The organism is Actinomadura sp. DC4 (genome assembly GCF_030406325.1).
In the GTDB taxonomy this organism is placed as follows: domain Bacteria; phylum Actinomycetota; class Actinomycetes; order Streptosporangiales; family Streptosporangiaceae; genus Actinoallomurus.
This window is the reverse complement of sequence record NZ_JAUEQY010000022.1, coordinates 128476-146082: the sequence shown is the minus strand read 5'-3', so window position 1 is coordinate 146082 and position 17607 is coordinate 128476. Positions and strand designations below refer to the sequence as shown.

General features: G+C 70.5%; 13 protein-coding genes. 10 read left to right on the top strand and 3 right to left on the bottom strand.

What is annotated here, in order from left to right; translation table 11 throughout:
- The first annotated feature begins 47 nt into the window (after positions 1-47).
- The 3 genes from groL to QWU11_RS31630 all read left to right on the top strand — a co-directional run bounded on the left by groL (position 48) and on the right by QWU11_RS31630 (position 3263).
- Positions 48-1670, top strand: coding sequence for a chaperonin GroEL (groL, locus tag QWU11_RS31640; RefSeq protein ID WP_290118132.1), 1623 nt, complete (start codon positions 48-50; stop codon positions 1668-1670).
- Between the two features lie 349 nt (positions 1671-2019).
- On the top strand, positions 2020-2601 hold the full coding sequence (locus QWU11_RS31635; protein ID WP_290118131.1) for a sigma-70 family RNA polymerase sigma factor: 582 nt from the start codon (positions 2020-2022) through the stop codon (positions 2599-2601).
- Complete coding sequence (locus tag QWU11_RS31630) at positions 2598-3263, top strand: hypothetical protein (RefSeq protein ID WP_290118130.1); 666 nt, start codon at positions 2598-2600, stop codon at positions 3261-3263. Before QWU11_RS31635 ends, QWU11_RS31630 begins: the two co-directional genes overlap by 4 nt.
- A gap of 1472 nt (positions 3264-4735) precedes the next feature.
- Here the strand turns inward: QWU11_RS31630 and QWU11_RS31625 are convergent.
- On the bottom strand, positions 4736-5122 hold the full coding sequence (locus QWU11_RS31625; protein WP_290118129.1) for a DUF5319 domain-containing protein: 387 nt from the start codon (positions 5120-5122) through the stop codon (positions 4736-4738).
- Positions 5123-5319: 197 nt separating this feature from the next.
- Between QWU11_RS31625 and guaB the strand changes: the two genes are divergently transcribed.
- The 4 genes from guaB to QWU11_RS31605 all read left to right on the top strand — a co-directional run bounded on the left by guaB (position 5320) and on the right by QWU11_RS31605 (position 11318).
- Positions 5320-6816 (top strand): IMP dehydrogenase, encoded by a 1497-nt coding sequence (guaB, locus tag QWU11_RS31620; RefSeq protein ID WP_290118128.1) that lies wholly within the window; start codon positions 5320-5322, stop codon positions 6814-6816.
- A gap of 60 nt (positions 6817-6876) precedes the next feature.
- Entirely contained in the window at positions 6877-7989 is a 1113-nt protein-coding gene (locus QWU11_RS31615; RefSeq protein ID WP_290118127.1) for a GuaB3 family IMP dehydrogenase-related protein, read from the top strand.
- A 134-nt stretch (positions 7990-8123) separates the two neighbouring features.
- The gene (locus QWU11_RS31610) at positions 8124-9866 is read left to right on the top strand and encodes a glycerol-3-phosphate dehydrogenase/oxidase (RefSeq protein ID WP_290118126.1); all 1743 of its coding nucleotides are present in this window, start codon (positions 8124-8126) and stop codon (positions 9864-9866) included.
- A 267-nt stretch (positions 9867-10133) separates the two neighbouring features.
- On the top strand, positions 10134-11318 hold the full coding sequence (locus QWU11_RS31605) for a phospholipase D-like domain-containing protein (RefSeq protein ID WP_290118125.1): 1185 nt from the start codon (positions 10134-10136) through the stop codon (positions 11316-11318).
- Between the two features lies 1 nt (position 11319).
- On the opposite strand, the gene QWU11_RS31600 is transcribed toward QWU11_RS31605, so the two are convergent.
- Positions 11320-11955, bottom strand: coding sequence for a TetR/AcrR family transcriptional regulator (locus QWU11_RS31600; protein WP_290118124.1), 636 nt, complete (start codon positions 11953-11955; stop codon positions 11320-11322).
- A gap of 210 nt (positions 11956-12165) precedes the next feature.
- On the opposite strand from QWU11_RS31600, the gene QWU11_RS31595 reads away from it, so the two are divergent.
- From QWU11_RS31595 to QWU11_RS31585, 3 genes are all read left to right on the top strand, one after another.
- Positions 12166-13740, top strand: coding sequence for a succinic semialdehyde dehydrogenase (locus QWU11_RS31595; RefSeq protein WP_290118123.1), 1575 nt, complete (start codon positions 12166-12168; stop codon positions 13738-13740).
- Positions 13741-13748: 8 nt separating this feature from the next.
- Positions 13749-15470 carry a GMC family oxidoreductase gene (locus QWU11_RS31590; protein ID WP_290118122.1) on the top strand — a complete coding sequence of 574 codons (1722 nt, stop codon included), beginning with the start codon at positions 13749-13751 and terminating at the stop codon, positions 15468-15470.
- A gap of 197 nt (positions 15471-15667) precedes the next feature.
- Entirely contained in the window at positions 15668-16846 is a 1179-nt protein-coding gene (locus QWU11_RS31585) for an MFS transporter (protein WP_290118121.1), read from the top strand.
- On the opposite strand, the gene QWU11_RS31580 is transcribed toward QWU11_RS31585, so the two are convergent.
- Positions 16831-17532, bottom strand: a complete 702-nt coding sequence (locus tag QWU11_RS31580) for a DNA alkylation repair protein (protein ID WP_290118120.1) — start codon at positions 17530-17532, stop codon at positions 16831-16833. The genes QWU11_RS31585 and QWU11_RS31580 overlap by 16 nt on opposite strands.
- Between the last annotated feature and the right edge of the window lie 75 nt (positions 17533-17607).

Sequence of the window (17607 nt, the reverse complement as noted above, 5' to 3'; positions counted from 1 at the left end):
TGACGACATCCCTTTTGCCTGACTTCCCTTTACTTGGAGCTTCTCTCATGCCGAAGATCCTGGACTTCGACGAGGACGCACGGCGCGCGCTCGAGCGCGGCGTCAACGCCCTCGCCGACGCAGTGAAGGTGACGATCGGCCCACGCGGCCGCAACGTCGTCATCGACAAAAAGTGGGGCGCCCCCACCATCACCAACGACGGTGTGACCATCGCGCGGGAGGTGGACCTGGAGGACCCGTTCGAGAACCTCGGGGCCCAGCTCGCGAAGGAGGTCGCCACCAAGACCAACGACATCGCCGGTGACGGCACCACGACCGCGACGGTGCTGGCCCAGGCGATGGTCCGCGAGGGCCTGCGCAACGTGGCCGCCGGCGCGTCGCCGATCGGTCTCAAGCGCGGCATCGACGCCGCCGCCGCGTACGTGGCGAACGAGCTGCTCAAGTCGGCCCGCGAGGTCGACGACAAGGAGTCGATCGCGCACGTCGCCACCATCTCCGCCAAGGACCCGAAGATCGGCGAGCTGATCGCCGAGGCCTTCGACAAGGTGGGCAAGGACGGCGTCATCACGGTCGAAGAGGCCCACACGATGGGCCTGGAGCTGGAGTTCACCGAGGGTCTCCAGTTCGACAAGGGCTACCTCTCGCCGTACATGGTGACCGACCCCGAGCGCATGGAGGCGGTCCTCGAGGACGCCTACATCCTCATCCACGACGGCAAGATCTCCAACGTCACCGAGTTCCTGCCCCTCGCGGAGAAGGTCGCCCAGACCCGCAAGCCGCTGCTGATCGTCGCCGAGGACGTCGAGGGCGAGGCCCTCGCGCTCCTGGTGCAGAACAAGATCCGCGGCACCTTCGTCAGCGTCGCCGTGAAGGCCCCGGGCTTCGGCGACCGTCGTAAGGCCATGCTCGAGGACATCGCCGTTCTCACCGGCGGCCAGGTCATCACCGAGGCCGTCGGCCTCAAGCTGGACGGCGTCGAGATCGACATGCTCGGCCAGGCGCGCCGCGTGAGCGTCAAGAAGGACGCCACCACGGTCGTCGACGGCGCCGGCGAGGCCCCCGCGATCCAGGACCGGGTCCGTCAGATCCGCCAGGAGATCGAGAACAGCGACTCCGACTGGGACCGCGAGAAGCTGCAGGAGCGGCTGGCCAAGCTCGCCGGCGGCGTCAGCGTGCTGCGCGTCGGCGCGGCCACCGAGGTGGAGCTCAAGGAGAAGAAGCACCGTCTCGAGGACGCCATCTCGGCGACCCGCGCGGCCATCGAGGAGGGCATCGTCTCCGGTGGCGGCAGCGCGCTCGTGCACGTCGCCAAGAACGGCTTCGACGCGCTCGGGCTGTCGGGCGACGAGGCCACCGGCGCGGAGGCCGTGCGCAAGTCGCTCGTCGAGCCGCTGCGCTGGATCGCCGAGAACGGCGGCAACGAGGGTTACGTCGTCGTCTCCAAGGTCGAGGAGCTCTCCGCCGGGCACGGCTTCAACGCCGCCACCGCGGAGTACGGCGACCTGATCGCCCAGGGCGTCATCGACCCGGTGAAGGTGACCCGGTCCGCGGTGTCCAACGCCGCGTCGATCGCGGGCATGCTGCTCACCACCGAGGCGCTCGTCGCGGACAAGCCCGAGGAAGAGGCGGACGGCGCGGCCGGCGGTCACGGTCACGGCCACGGCCACTGATTTCGGCCACTGATTTCGGCGTCATCCGCACAGGAGGTCCCCGTCGCGTCATCGCGGTGGGGACCTCCTGTTGTCGTCGCTGGTGGTTTCCCACCGCGTCTTGTCTGAGTTGCCAATAATTTCCCCCTTGCCTGCGATAACAGCTTTGTCTGTGTCAAATGACACGGAAGCTTGACGTGTGGCAGTCGATCGGTCACTCTGAGTGAGAAGTTGCCGCTCTGTCGTGCACTGTGACCATTCCGTTGTCATCAACGAGGCAGACAGGCACGATCTCCGTGGGCATCATGCTCTCGTGACCGAGGGAGCAATCGCCGGGGCCACGTATCGGGGTGCTGCCGACGATCTACGGTTGAGCCGTCCGGCCAAGGGAGACGAGAACGATCTCCGTGACTTGACGAGCCTTGCCGTGCAGGGAGACCCGGCGGCGGTCGAGTCTCTCATCGGGCGTGTTCGCCCGATGATCGTCCGTTACTGCCGTGCGCGCCTCGGACGGGTATCCGGGCAATACCACATCGCCGACGACGTGGCGCAGGAGGTGTGCATCGCCGTCCTAGGGGCGCTACCCCGCTATCGCGACATGGGACGTCCGTTCGCCTCGTTCGTCTTCGGCATCGCGTCCCACAAGATCGCCGACGCGCTGCGGAGTGCCATACGAGCCGCCGTGCCGACCGAGGACCTGCCCGACGGCCCTGACGAGCGGCCGGGCCCAGAAGAGACCGTCGTACGCTACATCGAGGCCGAGCGGGCCCGTGACCTGCTCGACCGGCTGCCCGACCATCAGCGGGAGCTCGTGCTGCTCCGGGTGGTCGCCGGTCTGTCCGCGGAGGAGACCGGTAATGTACTCGGTATGTCAGCGGGGGCCGTACGCGTCGCGCAGCATCGGGCGATCGCCCGGCTCAGAGCAATGGCAAGTGAGGAGTCGATCGCTTGACTCGTGGTCGTGCCGCCACTCCTGATCCGTTCGACCTCAGCGCGGTCAACAGCAGCGATGAGCTCTTCGACGCGCTCTCCGCACGCCGCCTGGGCGACCACGCCGACGACCCGGCAGCCGCGCTCCTGACCGCGCTCGTCACCGATGTGGACAGCGGCGCGCCGCCACTGGTCGCCGCGCCCGCCCGGGTCGGCTGCGGCCGGCAGAGCAACCGCCGCCGAGGCACGAGGGCGGTCGTCACCTTCGGAGTGGCGGCGCTGGTCATGACGTCGGCCGGAGCGGCGGCGGCGGGCGGAAGCGACGGCACCGGCGCGATGGGCATGGCCCATCCGCCCACCCGCCCCAGGGGTACGGAACGCTCCAACGAGAACCTCCAGCACCAGGACCCGATCACGGGGACCGTCGGCCGGCGGCCGGCCGTGAGACGCCCTGCCGAGAAGCACCGGACGACACCGACGTCGGACGCGAGCCCGCGCGCGGCGGAGGCCGAGACGAAGCCCGCGCCTGAGGGGCAGCAGCCGTGGGCCCACCGAGGCCACTGGACATACCCTCACGTACCGGCCGACCTGCACCACTCACCGAACCACCCGGACCCACGGTCGACCTCCGACGACCGGAGCACGCCCACGTCCCACCCGGAGCCCACCCCCGCCACCCCGTGAGCCGGGCTCTGCCCGTGTCGTGACGCCTGTGGCCGCGCCGGAGCGCTTAGATATCGGCTTGGACGGATGCTCGTGACGGTGCAGGTGGGGATGCGTTTGCAGATCGTCCGCAGTGAGCCGGGATCTGCCCGTGTTGCGGTGCCTCTTGTCGCGCTGGAGCGTTAGGCGTCGCCTTCGACGGATGCTCGTGACGGCGCAGGTAGGGATGCGTTTGTAGATCGCCCGTTGCGCTCCGACCGCATCGAGACGCCGGGGCCTCGGCGTCGGCCGCCTTCGCGTCCTCCACCCGCGCCGACCGCCGGCGGCGCCGGTCGGCCGCAGCGCCCTATTCCACCGAACGTGCCGGCGCGGCCCACCCGGTGACCGCTGTTCGCCGCCCGGGTTCGGGGACCGGCGGCGGGGACGGTTGGGTCGGGGACGGCTATCCGCCGCCCGGAGCCGCCGTCCGCCGCCTTGGACCGGCGATTGGCGACCGCAGGGCGTCGGTCGGGGAGCGTCGCTTGCCGTTCGAGGCCGGGAACGGTGTCCTGGACCGACGGTGGGGAGACCATCGGTTCGGGGCCGCTGTCCGCCGCTCTGGGGCGGGCGCCCGCCGTCTGGGACCGGTGGTCGGCGGCTGTGGGGGCGTCGGATGGGGTGCGTCGCCTGCCCTTCTGGAGTGAGAAGCGGTGCTGGGGACCGTTGGCTCCGAGGTCGGTGGTTGGTGATCGCGGAGCGTCGGATGGGGCGTCGCCTGCCGCCCGGGTAGAGGGCCGGTGCTGAGGACCGCCGACGGGGGACCGCCGGCCGCCGTCTGGAGCCGGTGACCGGCGACCGCGGGGTGCCGGTCGGGGATCGCCGCCCGTCGCCCGGGATCACTGTCTGCCCGCCTGGGACGCCACATGCGGTCCGGGACCGCTACCCGCGACTCGGACTGGTGCCCGGGACAGCCACTCGCGACCGGAGGCTGGTGCCCAGGACCGGCTTCGCGACCCGGAACTGGCGTCCGTGCTCGGGTCGCAGCCCGAGACCCGGGTTGGGGTCTGTGGCCGGGTTGGGGGTGGCCGGGCTGGGATCTGTGACCGGGCTGGGGTCTGTGACCGGGCCGCAGCCCGGGAACCCGGACTGGCGCCCGGAACTGGTGATCGCCATGTCGTCAATGGACCTGCGCCCTCTCACCGAGCGATACGGGCCTACGGCCGGCTCTTCGGCGACCGGTGCGGAACACCGCCGCTTCCCGCCAGGAACCCACCCCGGCCACCCCGTAAAAGCGCGGCGCGCGGGGCCCTGTTCAAGTCGGCCAGAGCATGCCAACGACGGGACCATGCAGGTCATGACCGTCACGATGCCGTCGGCGGACCACGATTCGCCGAGGCGGATGAGGACGAGCGAGGTCGGCGGACACATCCCGGCACCGCGCCGGCACCGCACGAGCGCACTCCATGACAAACGCGGTAAACGGGCCGGTCCGGCGAACTGGTCAAAGGCGCCGGTCAGCTGTTGTGGCCCTCTTCGCTGTCGATGACGCCGTCGACGTAGCCGCGGGCGTACTCCCAGCTCACATAGTCGCTCGGCTCCGCCGAGATGGCCGGCTCGTGTACCCGTGCCAGGCCGTGGTCGAGCAGATGGCGCAGGTTGCCGTACAGCAGGTCCCAGTCGATGTGGTGCGGCTTGCCGCAGTCCGTACAGTCGACCGTCAGGCCCTTGATCCCCAAGGGTTCCAGCAGGGCACGGAAGACCTCCAGGTCGGACAGGTCCGCAAGCACGTCCTCACGCTCCGTCATGCTCAGCGGTGCGGCCTCATCGTCCAGGTCGCCGAGGGCGGCGGCCGGGTCTTCCGGATCGTCCGCGAAGGGGTCGAGCGGGGCGTCATCGTGCACAAACCCACGCTACTGCCCGGCGCAAGTGGGGGTGCCCCGTACGACATACCCCAAGGACGAACCGGTCATGGCACCCCAAACGCCGGGCGTGGAGGCCGATGGCATAGCCAAAGGGTCACCGCAGCGAGAACCGGGTCCTAGGATGTATTCAGGTTCCGCTGACCTGGCCCGATATCGCACCCCATCGGATGATGCCAATGACTTCCGCGCCCGAGTCCGCCAAGTTCGCCCGGCAGGGCTACACGTACGACGACGTGCTTCTCGTGCCCGCCTACTCCGATCTGGGGCCGGGCGACGCCGACACGACCACGCGTCTGTCGCGTTCGGTGACGTTGCGGATACCCCTGGTCTCCGCGGCGATGGACACCGTGACCGAGGCCCGCATGGCCGTGGCCATGGCCCGTCAGGGCGGGCTCGGCGTGCTGCACCGCAACCTGCCGATCGAGGAGCAGGCGCAGCAGGCCGACCTGGTCAAGCGGTCCGAGGCCGGCATGGTCACCGATCCGGTGACGTGCTCGCCCGACGACACGCTCGCCGACGTCGAGCGGCTGTGCGCGCACTACCGGATCTCCGGGGTGCCGGTGACCGACGCCGACGGCGTGCTGGTCGGCATCGTCACCAATCGCGACATGCGCTTCGAGACCGACGCCGGGCGGCCCGTACGCGAGGTCATGACCAAGATGCCGCTGGTCACGGCCCCGGTCGGGGTGTCAAGGGACGAGGCGTTCGCGCGGCTGCGGGCCAACAAGGTGGAAAAGCTCCCGCTGGTCGACACGGGCGACCGGCTGCGCGGGCTGATCACGGTCAAGGACTTCACCAAGAGCGAGCAGTACCCCAACTCCACCAAGGACGCCGCCGGCCGGCTCGTGGTCGGAGCGGGCGTCGGGATCGGCGAGGAGGCCGAGCTGCGCGCACGCGCGCTGGTCGACGCCGGGGTGGACGTGATCGTCGTGGACACCGCGCACGGCCACTCGCGCGGCATGCTCGACATGGTGGCCAAGCTCAAGGCCAACACTCGCGCGGACATCATCGCGGGCAACGTCGCCACCCGTGCGGGTGCCCAGGCGCTGGTCGACGCGGGCGTGGACGCGGTCAAGGTCGGTGTGGGGCCCGGATCGATCTGTACGACGCGGGTCGTGGCCGGGGTCGGCGCGCCGCAGGTGACGGCGATCTATGAGGCCGCTCTGGCCTGCCGCCCGGCCGGGGTGCCGGTGATCGGCGACGGCGGCCTCCAATACTCCGGCGACATCGCCAAGGCGATCGCGGCCGGCGCCGACACGGTCATGCTGGGCTCGCTGCTGGCGGGCTGCGAGGAGAGCCCCGGCGAGCTGATCTTCATCAACGGCAAGCAGTACAAGACCTACCGCGGCATGGGCTCGCTCGGCGCGATGAAAAACCGCGAGCGCGGCGGCTCCTACAGCAAGGACCGCTACTCCCAGGACGGCGTCGCCAGCGAGGACAAGCTCATCCCCGAGGGCATCGAGGGCCAGGTGCCCTACCGCGGCCCGATCGCGGCCGTCGCGCACCAGCTCGTCGGCGGACTGCGCCAGGCCATGTGGTACACCGGCTCCCGTACGATCGCGGACCTGCAGAACGACGCGGTCCTCATGCCGATCACCGGTGCGGGCCTGCGCGAGAGCCACCCGCACGACATCCAGATGACGGTCGAGGCGCCCAACTACCAGGTCCGCTGAGAGACTTTTCCGGCCGTGACCACGACCGTGGTCACGGCCGAGCCATGGAAAGGGACGTAGATGGCTGAGGTTGAGATCGGGCGCGGGAAGAGCGGCCGGAGGGCGTACGAGCTCGATGAGATCGGCATCGTCCCGTCCCGGCGTACGCGCGACCCCGAAGAGGTCAGCGTCGCCTGGCAGATCGACGCGTACCGGTTCGACATGCCGCTCGTCGTGGCTCCCATGGACAGCGTGGTCAGCCCCGACATCGCGATCGCGATCGGCCGGCTGGGCGGCCTCGGCGTGCTCGACCTCGAAGGGCTCTGGACCCGGTACGAGAGCCCCGAGTCGCTGCTGGCCGAGATCACCTCGCTGGAGGACGGCACCGCGACGCGCCGCCTGCAGGAGCTGTACGCCGAGCCGATCAAGGAAGAGCTGATCGGCCGGCGCATCAAGGAGATCCGCGACGCGGGCGTGACCGTCGCGGCCCGGCTGTCGCCGCAGCGCACGGCCCAATACCACAAGGCGGTCATCGACGCCGGAGTCGATCTCTTCGTCATCCGGGGCACCACGGTCAGCGCCGAGCACGTCTCGGGCCGGTCCGAGCCGCTCAACCTCAAGCAGTTCATCTACGACCTCGACGTCCCGGTGATCGTTGGCGGCTGCGCCACCTACACCGCCGCGCTCCACCTGATGCGCACCGGCGCGGCGGGCGTGCTCGTCGGCTTCGGCGGAGGGTCGGGGCACACGACCCGTACGGTCCTCGGCGTCGCCGTGCCGATGGCCACCGCCGTCTCCGACGTCGCCGCCGCGCGGCGCGACTACCTCGACGAGTCCGGCGGGCGTTACGTCCACGTGATCGCCGACGGCGGCATGCGGCAGTCCGGCGACATCGCCAAGGCGCTCGCCGTCGGAGCGGACGCGGTGATGGTCGGCTCGCCGTTCGCCCGCGCCGCCGAGGCGCCGGGGCGCGGATTCCACTGGGGCAGTGAGGCCCACCACGAGGAGCTGCCGCGCGGGGCCCGGCTGAAGGTCGGCGCGATCGGCACTCTCGAACAGATCCTGTACGGCCCGTCAAATGTGGCCGACGGCTCGATGAACCTCATCGGCGCCCTGCGCCGCGCCATGGCCACCGCCGGCTACTCCGACCTGAAGGAATTCCAGCGTGTGCAGGTAGTGGTCGCCCCGCACTAGGCGCTTCTTTCAGCGTTCGGTCAAATCGGCTGGTCAGCGGACGAGTCGGGGTCCGGCGGCCGTACGGGCCGCCGTTGTGGCATGACTTGCGGCGACATAGCGTGGTGCCTGCAGACGACGCGAGGGAGTGCGCAATGGCGAATGAGGACTCGGTGAACGGACTCGGAAACTCGCGTCTGGGCCCGGCCGAACGAGCGACGGCGCTCGAGCGGATGGGCACCCAGGAGTTCGACGTCGTGGTGGTCGGCGGCGGCATCGTGGGCGCGGGGGTGGCGCTGGACGCGGCCACCCGCGGCCTCACCGTCGCCCTCATCGAGGCCCGCGACTTCGCCTCGGGCACCTCCTCGCGCTCCTCCAAGCTGATCCACGGCGGCCTGCGCTATCTCGAACAGCGCGACTTCGAGCTCGTACGCGAGGCGCTGACCGAGCGCGGCCTGCTGCTGAGCCGGATCGCGCCCCACCTCGTACGCCCGGTGCCGTTCCTGTTCCCGATGACCCATCGCATCTGGGAGCGGGCCTACATCGGTGCCGGAGTCGCCCTCTACGACGGCCTGTCGCTGTCGATGGGCACCTCGCGGGGCGTCCCCCGCCACCGGCACCTGACCCGTACGCAGGCGCTGCGGGTGGCGCCGTCGCTGAAGCGCGCCTCGTTCGTGGGAGCGATCCAATACTGGGACGCCCAGGTGGACGACGCCCGCTATGTCACGATGCTCCTGCGTACGGCGGCGGAGTACGGCGCGCGCATCGCCTCGCGTACGCAGGCCGTGGGCTTCCTGCGCGAGGGCGAGCGCGTCACCGGCGTACGCATCCGCGACCTGGAGGCCGAGCAGGAGATCGAGGTACGGGCCAAGCAGGTCGTCAACGCCACCGGCGTCTGGACCGACGACATCCAGGAGCTGGTCGGCGGCCGGGGCCAGATCCACGTGACCGCCTCCAAGGGCGTGCACCTGGTCGTGCCCAAGGACCGCATCCACTCCGCGAGCGGCATCATCCTCCGTACGGAGAAGTCGGTGCTCTTCGTGATCCCGTGGGGCCGGCACTGGATCATCGGCACCACCGACACGCCGTGGGCGCTCGACAAGGTCCATCCGGCGGCCTCCAAGGCCGACATCGACTACGTGCTCGAACACGTCAACGCCGTGCTCAACGTGCCGCTGACCCACGACGACGTCGAGGGCGTGTACGCGGGACTGCGCCCCCTGCTGTCGGGCGAGTCCGACGAGACCTCCAAGCTGTCGCGCGAGCACGTCGTGGCCCACCCGGTCCCGGGCCTGGTCGTCGTCGCGGGCGGCAAGTACACCACCTACCGCGTGATGGCCAAGGACGCCGTGGACGCGGTCGCGCACGGGCTGGACGGCAAGGTGCCCGGCTCGTGCACCGACCAGGTGGCCCTGGTCGGCGGCGAGGGATTCCAGGCGCTGTGGAACTCCCGCCACCGGCTCTCGGAGGCCTCCGGCCTGCACGTGGCCCGCATCGAGCACCTCCTGCACCGCTACGGCACGCTCGCCGAGGACCTGCTCGTCCTGATCAAGGAACGTCCCGACCTCGGACGGCCGATCGAGGGCGCCGACGACTACCTCCGTGCCGAGATCGTCTACGCCGCGACCCACGAGGGCGCGCGGCACGTGAACGACGTCCTGGCCCGCCGTACGCGCATCTCGATCGAGACGTGGGACCGCGGTATCGGCGTCGCGCGTGAGGTGGCGGAGCTGCTCGCGCCGGAGCTCGGCTGGTCCAAGGAGCAGACGGAGCGGGAGATCGAGTACTACGAGAAGCGCGTCGAGGCCGAGCGCATCTCCCAGGAGCAGGAGGGCGACCAGGAGGCCGACGCGACCCGTCGCGGCGTCCCCGACATCGTCCCGACCCAGACCCCCTGACGCTGTTCGGGTGTGGCCTTGGACACGCCCTGAGCCGGTCCCGGCACCGGGTGAGCCTTCGGATTCCGTTGTACGCACGGTGATTCCGCCCGCCCGGTGCGCCCCCGTACGCGTCGCCTCGGATGCCCGTGATGCCCTGACCTGCGGGTTCGGGGATTGTTTTTGACTCTATGGGACTGTTCCGGCCGTCAGTGTGTCATGTACGCTTTCCGCACTTCAGAGCCTTTCTGAGCGCTTTGTCGCTCTGTGTCCTGTTCGGGAGCGTGCGTGCGAAAGTCCATGCCGGCCGCCCTCATGGCCTGCCTGCTGGCCGTGGGCACGGGTACGGCCGCGCGAGCGACCACCGAGCCGGTGCCCCGGACCGGCCCGATCTTCAACTCCCCGGTCAGCGGCGCCGCCCGGCAGGACGCCATCTCCGCCCGCATCGGCAAGATGATCACCGGTACCCCCAAGGGCGGCCGGATCGCCATCGCGATGTACCACTTCTCCAGCCTGGACACCGCCTCCCAGCTCATCAAGGCCGCCAAGCGCAAGGTCAGCGTGCAGGTCGTGCTCGACGACGAGTCGCGGACCTACGCCGCGTACAAGCGGCTGCGGCGCGGGCTCGGCGGCAACACCAAGAAGGCCTCGTGGGTGACCGTCTGCGGCAAGGAGAGCGGCTGCATCGGGCCGGAGTTCAACCACAACAAGTTCTTCCTGTTCTCCACGACGCGCGGGACGCGGAACATGGTCGTGCAGACCTCGGCCAACGCCACGGACGGGGCCCGCGACACCCAGTGGAACGACGCCCTCGTCCTGCAGGATCCCGCCGTCTACGCCGGCTACCTCGCCTACTTCCGTGATCTCGTCGCCCAGCACCACACGGCGGACTACCACCGCACCGTGCAGGCCGGGAAGTATCGGCTGGACTTCTTCCCCTGGGCGAAGGGCGACCCGATCAGCCAGGCGCTGGACCAGGTCTCGTGTGAGGGCGGTACGCGGCTGCGGCTCAGCCTCGGCCACTTCACCTGGGGGCCGATCGCCCGGCGGCTGTGGAAGCTCGACAGCGCCGGCTGCCGGGTGCAGGTGGTCTTCGACATCGTCGGCCCGGTCGCCATCGACGCCCTCACCCAGAAGGGCGGCAAGAGCGGCAACCCCGAGACCCGCTACCTCACCGAGGGCGGCCGCACGACGTACGCGCACTCGAAGTATCTGCTCATCGACGGCCTGTACCAGGGCAGACCGCAGAAGGTCGTCTTCACCGGCAGCAACAACTACACGACCGTCGGCTTCCACGGGCACGACGAGGCCATGATCACCGTCGCCGACCCGCAGCTGGAGACGGAGTACGCCGCCAACTTCGACGCGGTCTTCGACCACGGCCACGCCGTGAAGCCCACCGATCCGCACTCGCTGCCCAAGGCCGTGCTGGAGCCCGAGGATCCGGACGAGGCCGACCACAGCGGCGAGTGACTCAGGGCAGCGCCGGTCCGAGGACGAGGTTCATTCCCGGCCCGTACAGCTCGGCCGGGACGCGGTCGGGGTCGAGCAGGTGCTGGAGCGCGAGCCCGAACTCGATCGCCATGGCCAGGGCCGCGCGGTCCTCCGCCGACAGGCCGTCACCGTTCGTCTCAAGGCCGGCGGCCAGACCCTCGCGGTGGTTCTGGTACCAGTCGGCGATCCGCCAGCCGGCCGAGAAGTCACGCATGCCGAAGAGCCACAGCTCCATCAGCAGCAGCGCCTTCATGCGCGTCTCCTCGGCGGACAACTTGGTCGCGTACTGCCGTCCCGCGTCGGCGCAGCGGTCGGCCGGCGCGCGGCCGGTGTCGCGCAGGGCAGAGGAGGTGCGGTGGCCGAGCTCGACCTGGGTGTAGCGGTCGAGCAACGCCAGGATGAGGTCGGTCTTGCCGGCGAAGTTGGAGTAGACCGCGCCCTTGGTCATGCCCGCCTGCGCGGCGATCTCATCGAGGGATGCTCCCCGTATGCCGTGCTTGGCCCACAGCCGCTCCGCGGCGTCCAGGAGCGCGGCGCGCGTCTGCGCGCGCTTCTCCTGACGAGGCGTCCGTCTTTCTTCCTCGGGGACGGCGCGTTCCTGCGGGTCGGAGATCATCCTTGCCCTTCCGTCGTCTGTAGGTCAGCCCTTCAACACCGGAATACAAGGTTTTTTCAATGTGCACCAGTAGAACCCAAACTTGAGTGACTTCTAGGACCTCCTCGACCCACCCGAAATGATGTTTGCGGCGTGTCCGGCTTCTCAAAACGGGCTTCTCGGGTTACCTGATGGTAGTCATGACCCGAACGACGTTCTAGGCTGCCTTCCATGAGTTCCACCGCAGCGGCACCCACTGCCGGAAGCGTCACCGGACCGGCCGTACCGGCCATCATCGAGCGGCTGACCGGCCGTATCGTGTCCAGCGGGGCGACCACCGCGATCGCGACGCCGTTCACCGGAGCGCCGCTCGTCGAGCTCCCGGTCTCCGTCGCCAAGGACGTCGCGACGGCGTACGAACGCGCCCGTGCGGCACAAAGTGCCTGGGCAGGGCTGTCGCCCGCCGAGCGCGCCGCTCCGTTCATCCGTTTTCACGACGCGATCCTCGATCGCCGAGAAGAAATTCTCGACATTCTCCAACTGGAGACTGGAAAGGCGCGTCGCCACGCATTTGAGGAGGTCATGGACACGGCCGGCTGCGCGCTCTACTACGCGCGCCACGCGCCGCGCCTGCTCCGGCCGCAGCACCGGCAGGGCATCCTTCCGCTGGCGACGCGCACGATCGAGCTGCGTCAGCCCAAGGGCGTGATCGGGTTGATCTCGCCGTGGAACTACCCCCTCGCCCTGAGCGTGCCCGACGCCGTACCCGCGCTCCTGGCCGGCAACACGATCGTCCACAAGCCGGACACCCAGACGTCGCTGTCCATGTTGTGGGCGATCGACCTGCTGGTCGAGTGCGGGATGCCGTCCGACATCTGGCAGGTCGTGGTCGGTGACCCGGCCGAGATCGGCGACCCGCTGATCGAGGAGGCCGACTACGTCTCGTTCACCGGCTCCACCCGCGGCGGCCGGGCCATCGCGGAGAAGGCCGCGCGCCGCCTGATCGGGTACTCCCTGGAGCTCGGCGGGAAGAACCCGATGATCGTCCTGGACGACGCGGACATCGAGAAGACCGCGCAGGGCGCGATCCGCGCCTGCTTCGCCAACGCCGGGCAGCTCTGCCTCTCGATCGAGCGGCTCTACGTCCACGACTCGATCTACGACCGGTTCGCCGAGCGCTTCGCCCACCGCGTACGCAACATGCGGCTCGGCGACGACTACGACGCCGACATGGGCTCGCTGACCTCACAGCGCCAGCTCGACACCGTCACCCGCCACGTCGGGGAGGCGGTCGAGAAGGGCGCGCAGGTCCTGGCCGGCGGGAAACCGCGGCCCGAGGCCGGGCCGTACTTCTTCGAGCCGACCGTGCTCACCGGCGTCGGCGAGGACATGGAGCTGTGCCGGTCCGAGACGTTCGGGCCGGTCGTGGCGCTCTACCGGTTCTCCGACGAGGACGAGGCCGTCGAGCTCGCCAACGACTCCGCGTACGGGCTGAACGCCAGCATCTGGACCGGGGACGTGAGCCGCGGACGCCGCCTCGCCGCGCGGATCAAGTCCGGGACGGTCAACATCAACGAGGGGTACGTCTCGGCGTACGCGTCCTACGCGGGCCCGATGGGCGGTATGAAGGAATCCGGGGTCGGGCGCCGGCACGGGGCGGAGGGGCTGCTGAAGTACACCGAGGGGCAGACGGTCGCCAGCCAGCACTGGATCGGGTTCGAGCCGGTCATGGGCATGCCGTACGAGAAGTACGCTGCGATGCTCAGCCGCGGGCTGAAGACGATGAAGCGCCTTCGCCTCAGGTAGGAGCGTGCATGGATTACGACGTGATCGTGGTCGGCTCGGGGTTCGGCGGCAGCGTCACGGCGCTGCGCCTCACCGAGAAGGGGTACCGCGTCGCCGTGGTCGAGGCCGGCCGGCGCTTCGACGAGCCCGACGGCGAGCCGGGCGAGCGGCACCGCGACCTGCCCAAGACCTCCTGGCGCACGCGCAAGTACCTCTGGGCGCCCGGGCTGGGCATGACCGGCATCCAGCGCATGCACCTGCTGCGCGGCGAGAAGGGTTCGCGCGTCCTGGTCCTGGCCGGGGCGGGTGTCGGCGGCGGGTCGCTCGTCTACGCCAACACGCTGTACGAACCGCCGGCGCCGTTCTTCGACGATCCGCAGTGGCGCCACATCACCGACTGGAAGGCCGAGCTCGCTCCCTTCTACGACCAGGCGCGGCGGATGCTCGGCGTCCGTACGAACCCGACCATGACCCCCGCGGACGAGGCGATCAAGCGGGTCGCCGAACGGATGGGCCGGGAGGAGACCTTCCACCGGACCCCGGTCGGCGTCCTGTTCGGGTCCAGGCCGGGCGAGCGCGTCGAGGACCCCTACTTCGGCGGGGCCGGCCCGCGCCGTACGACCTGCACCGAGTGCGGGTCGTGCATGACCGGCTGCCGCGCCGGGGCCAAGAACATGCTCACCGAGAACTACCTCTACCTGGCCGAACACGCCGGCGCCGAGGTGCTGCCGATGACCACGGTGACCGCCGTACGCCCGCGCGCGGAGGGCGGCTACGCGGTCGAGGTCCGGCGTACGGGACGGGCGGTACGGCGGCTGCGGCGCACTCTCACCGCCGATCAGGTGGTGTTCGCGGGCGGGACGTACGGCACGCAGCGGCTGCTGCACCGGATGAAGACCACCGGCGCCCTGCCGGGACTGTCGGACCGTCTCGGCGTGCGCACGCGTACCAACTCCGAGGCGATCCTCGGCGTCGAGCGGCTCGGCCGCAAGGGCGACGACCACTCGCGCGGCGTCGCGATCACCTCCTCGTTCCACCCGGACGACCACACCCACATCGAGCCGACCAGGTACGGCCCGGGCTCGAACGCCATGGGCGCGATGCGGTCCCTGATGATCGACGGCGGCGGCCGCACGCCGCGCTGGGCCAAGTTCCTGGGCGAGGCCGTCCGCCGGCCGCACGACCTGGTCCGGCTGCCCAACCTCCGCGACTGGTCACGCCGTACGATCGTCGCCCTGGTCATGCAGACCCGCGACAACTCGATCACCGTCGTCCCGTCGTCGTCGGGCCGTGGCATGCGGGCCCGCCCGGGCCACGGCGAGCCGATCCCGACCTGGATCCCGATGGCCCACCGCGTGGTCCGGATGCTGGCCGAGGAGATGGGCGGTATGGCCGGGGGCACCTGGCTGGACCTGTTCAACATCCCCACGACGGCGCACTTCATCGGCGGCTGCACGATCGGCTCCTCGCCGTCGGAGGGCGTGATCGACCCGTACCACCGGGTGTACGGCCATCCGGGCCTGCATGTCGTGGACGGCTCGTCGGTCTCGGCCAATCTCGGCGTGAACCCGTCGCTGACCATCACGGCCCAGGCCGAGCGCGCGATGGCGTTCTGGCCGAACCTCGGCGAGGAGGACCCGAGGCCGGCGCTCGGCACGGGGTACGCGCGGCTGAGCCCGGTGTCACCGAAGTCCCCGGCCGTCCCCGCCGACGCCCCGGCCGCCCTGCGCCTGCCGATCTCCCCGGTCTGAGTCGTCAGCCGGATCTTCAGGACGGCCGGCGAGCCTGGGTAGACCTCCGTGAGGCGGGCACCGGGTCACGTCGTCGCAGGCCGGCGGGGCCCGGCCGTACGGCGAGCCGGCGGGCTGAGAGGATCGAGGCCCCCGACCGCTCGCCTGCGAGGTGCATCCGCCTGTCCGAGTCCGGCCCGGCGCCCCTCAGCCGCCGGGTGATCCTGCTTCTGGCCGTGACCTGCGGCGTCGCCGTGGGCAATCTCTACTTCCCCCAGGCGATCAGTCCGCTGATCGCCGCCGGGCTGCACGTGTCGCCCGGCTCGGCCGCGCTCGTCGTCACCGCGGCGCAGTTCGGCTACGCGACCGGGATCTTCCTGCTGGTCCCGCTCGGTGACCGGTTCCCGCACCGGCCGCTGATCGTCGTCCTGCTCGGCGTCACCGGCCTCGGCCTGCTCGCGACCGGTGCCGCGCCCGGGCCCGGCCTGCTCGTCGGCGCGAGCGTCCTCGTCGGTGTCACGACCGTGGTCGCGCAGATCATCACGCCGATGACGGCCGGGATGGTGGCCGAGGACCGCCGCGGGGCGGTCGTGGGCACGCTGCTCAGCGGGGCGATCGGCGGCATCCTGCTGGCCCGTACGTTCGGCGGCACGCTCGGCGAGTGGCTCGGCTGGCGGGCGCCGTACCTCGTCGCGGCGGTGTGCGCGCTGCTCTCCGCGGTCGCGCTGGGGTTCGTGGTGCCGAAGACGGAGCCGACCTCCCGGCAGAGGTACCCGGCGCTGCTGGCCGAGGCCCTGCGCCTGCTGCGGAGCGAGCCGGACCTGCGCCGGTCATGCTTCTACCAGGCGACGATCTTCGCGGCCTTCTCCGCCGTCTGGACCGCCATCGCGCTCCTCGTGACCGGGCCGAGGTACGGGCTGGGCGCGCAGGCGGTGGGGCTGATCGCCCTGGTCAGCGCGGCGACCATGTTCGCCACGCCGATCGCGGGCCGCCAGGTGGACCGCCGGGGGCCCGACCCGGTCAATCTCGTCACGATGATCGCGACCATCGTCTCGGCCGCGATCCTCACGGCCGGCGCGCTCGGCGGCGCGCTGGGGCTGACCGGCCTGACGCTGGGCACGCTGGTGATGGACGTCGCGATGCAGTCCGGGATGGTCGCCAACCAGGCACGGATCTTCGCCCTGCGGCCCGAGGCGCGCAGCAGGCTGAACACCGCGTACATGACCTGCGCCTTTCTCGGCGGCAGCGCCGGGTCCTGGCTCGGCACGCGCGCGTACACCCGGCTCGGGTGGACGGGCGTCTGCGGCCTCGTGGCGGTGCTGGCCGCGCTCGCGCTGGGCCGGCACCTGGCCCACCGCCGGCGTGCCGTACCGGAACCGGATCAGCGGGTCCGGTAGGCCGCGAGCAGGTCCTCGCGATCGGGCAGATGGCGTACGGCCTCGCGGAACGTCACGCCCGACACGACCGGCAGATGCCCGCGGACCCAGCCCGTCACCCAGGCGGGGTCGGACTTGGACAGCTCGCGCAGGACCCAGCCGAGCGCCTTGCGGATGAAGAACTCCCGCTCTCCGACGAGCGCCTCGCCGTACGCGGTGAGGCGGGCCAGGTCGGGATCGCCGGCGCGGACGCCCGGCAGCAGGGCGAGCAGCGTCGTACGGCGGATCCAGAAGTCCTCGTCACGCACCCACGCGTCGAGCGTGGCGGTGAGCGGCGGGTACCGGAGGATCAGCCCGCCGACGACCTTCTCCGCGAGCACGTCGACGTACGCCCACGTGTGCGAGGCGCGGATCAGGCGCTCGGCCACGGCGAGATCATCGGCCGTCAGCAGGGGGGTGTTGCGGATGAGGATCTCGATCGCGGCCATCCGGCGTTCGTGCACCGGCGGGCGCCAGAGCTCCTCGACCAGGGCGAGGGTCTGCTCGCGATCCAGGCTCGTGGCGGCGACGATCGCGACCTCGCGGAGCGCGGGAAGCCGTACGCCCAGATGGCGAAGATCGCTCTTCAGGTAGCGTTTCTCCTGCGCGGCGCGCTCCGGATCGGCCAGCTCACCCAGCCGGGCCTCGACGTCGTCCGCGGCGATCACCGGATCAGTATGGCCCCCCACGAGGAAAAACACGTCCCGGCCAGGCCCTAGACTGTGGCCATCCCGCGACTCCGA

Coding starts and splice junctions, on each gene's coding strand:
- QWU11_RS31615 (WP_290118127.1), top strand. CDS start 6,877: ATGGCTGAGGTTGAGATCGGGCGCGGGAAGAGCGGCCGGAGGGCGTAC.
- QWU11_RS31595 (WP_290118123.1), top strand. CDS start 12,166: ATGAGTTCCACCGCAGCGGCACCCACTGCCGGAAGCGTCACCGGACCG.
- QWU11_RS31590 (WP_290118122.1), top strand. CDS start 13,749: ATGGATTACGACGTGATCGTGGTCGGCTCGGGGTTCGGCGGCAGCGTC.
- QWU11_RS31600 (WP_290118124.1), bottom strand. CDS start 11,955: ATGATCTCCGACCCGCAGGAACGCGCCGTCCCCGAGGAAGAAAGACGG.
- QWU11_RS31610 (WP_290118126.1), top strand. CDS start 8,124: ATGGCGAATGAGGACTCGGTGAACGGACTCGGAAACTCGCGTCTGGGC.
- groL (WP_290118132.1), top strand. CDS start 48: ATGCCGAAGATCCTGGACTTCGACGAGGACGCACGGCGCGCGCTCGAG.
- guaB (WP_290118128.1), top strand. CDS start 5,320: ATGACTTCCGCGCCCGAGTCCGCCAAGTTCGCCCGGCAGGGCTACACG.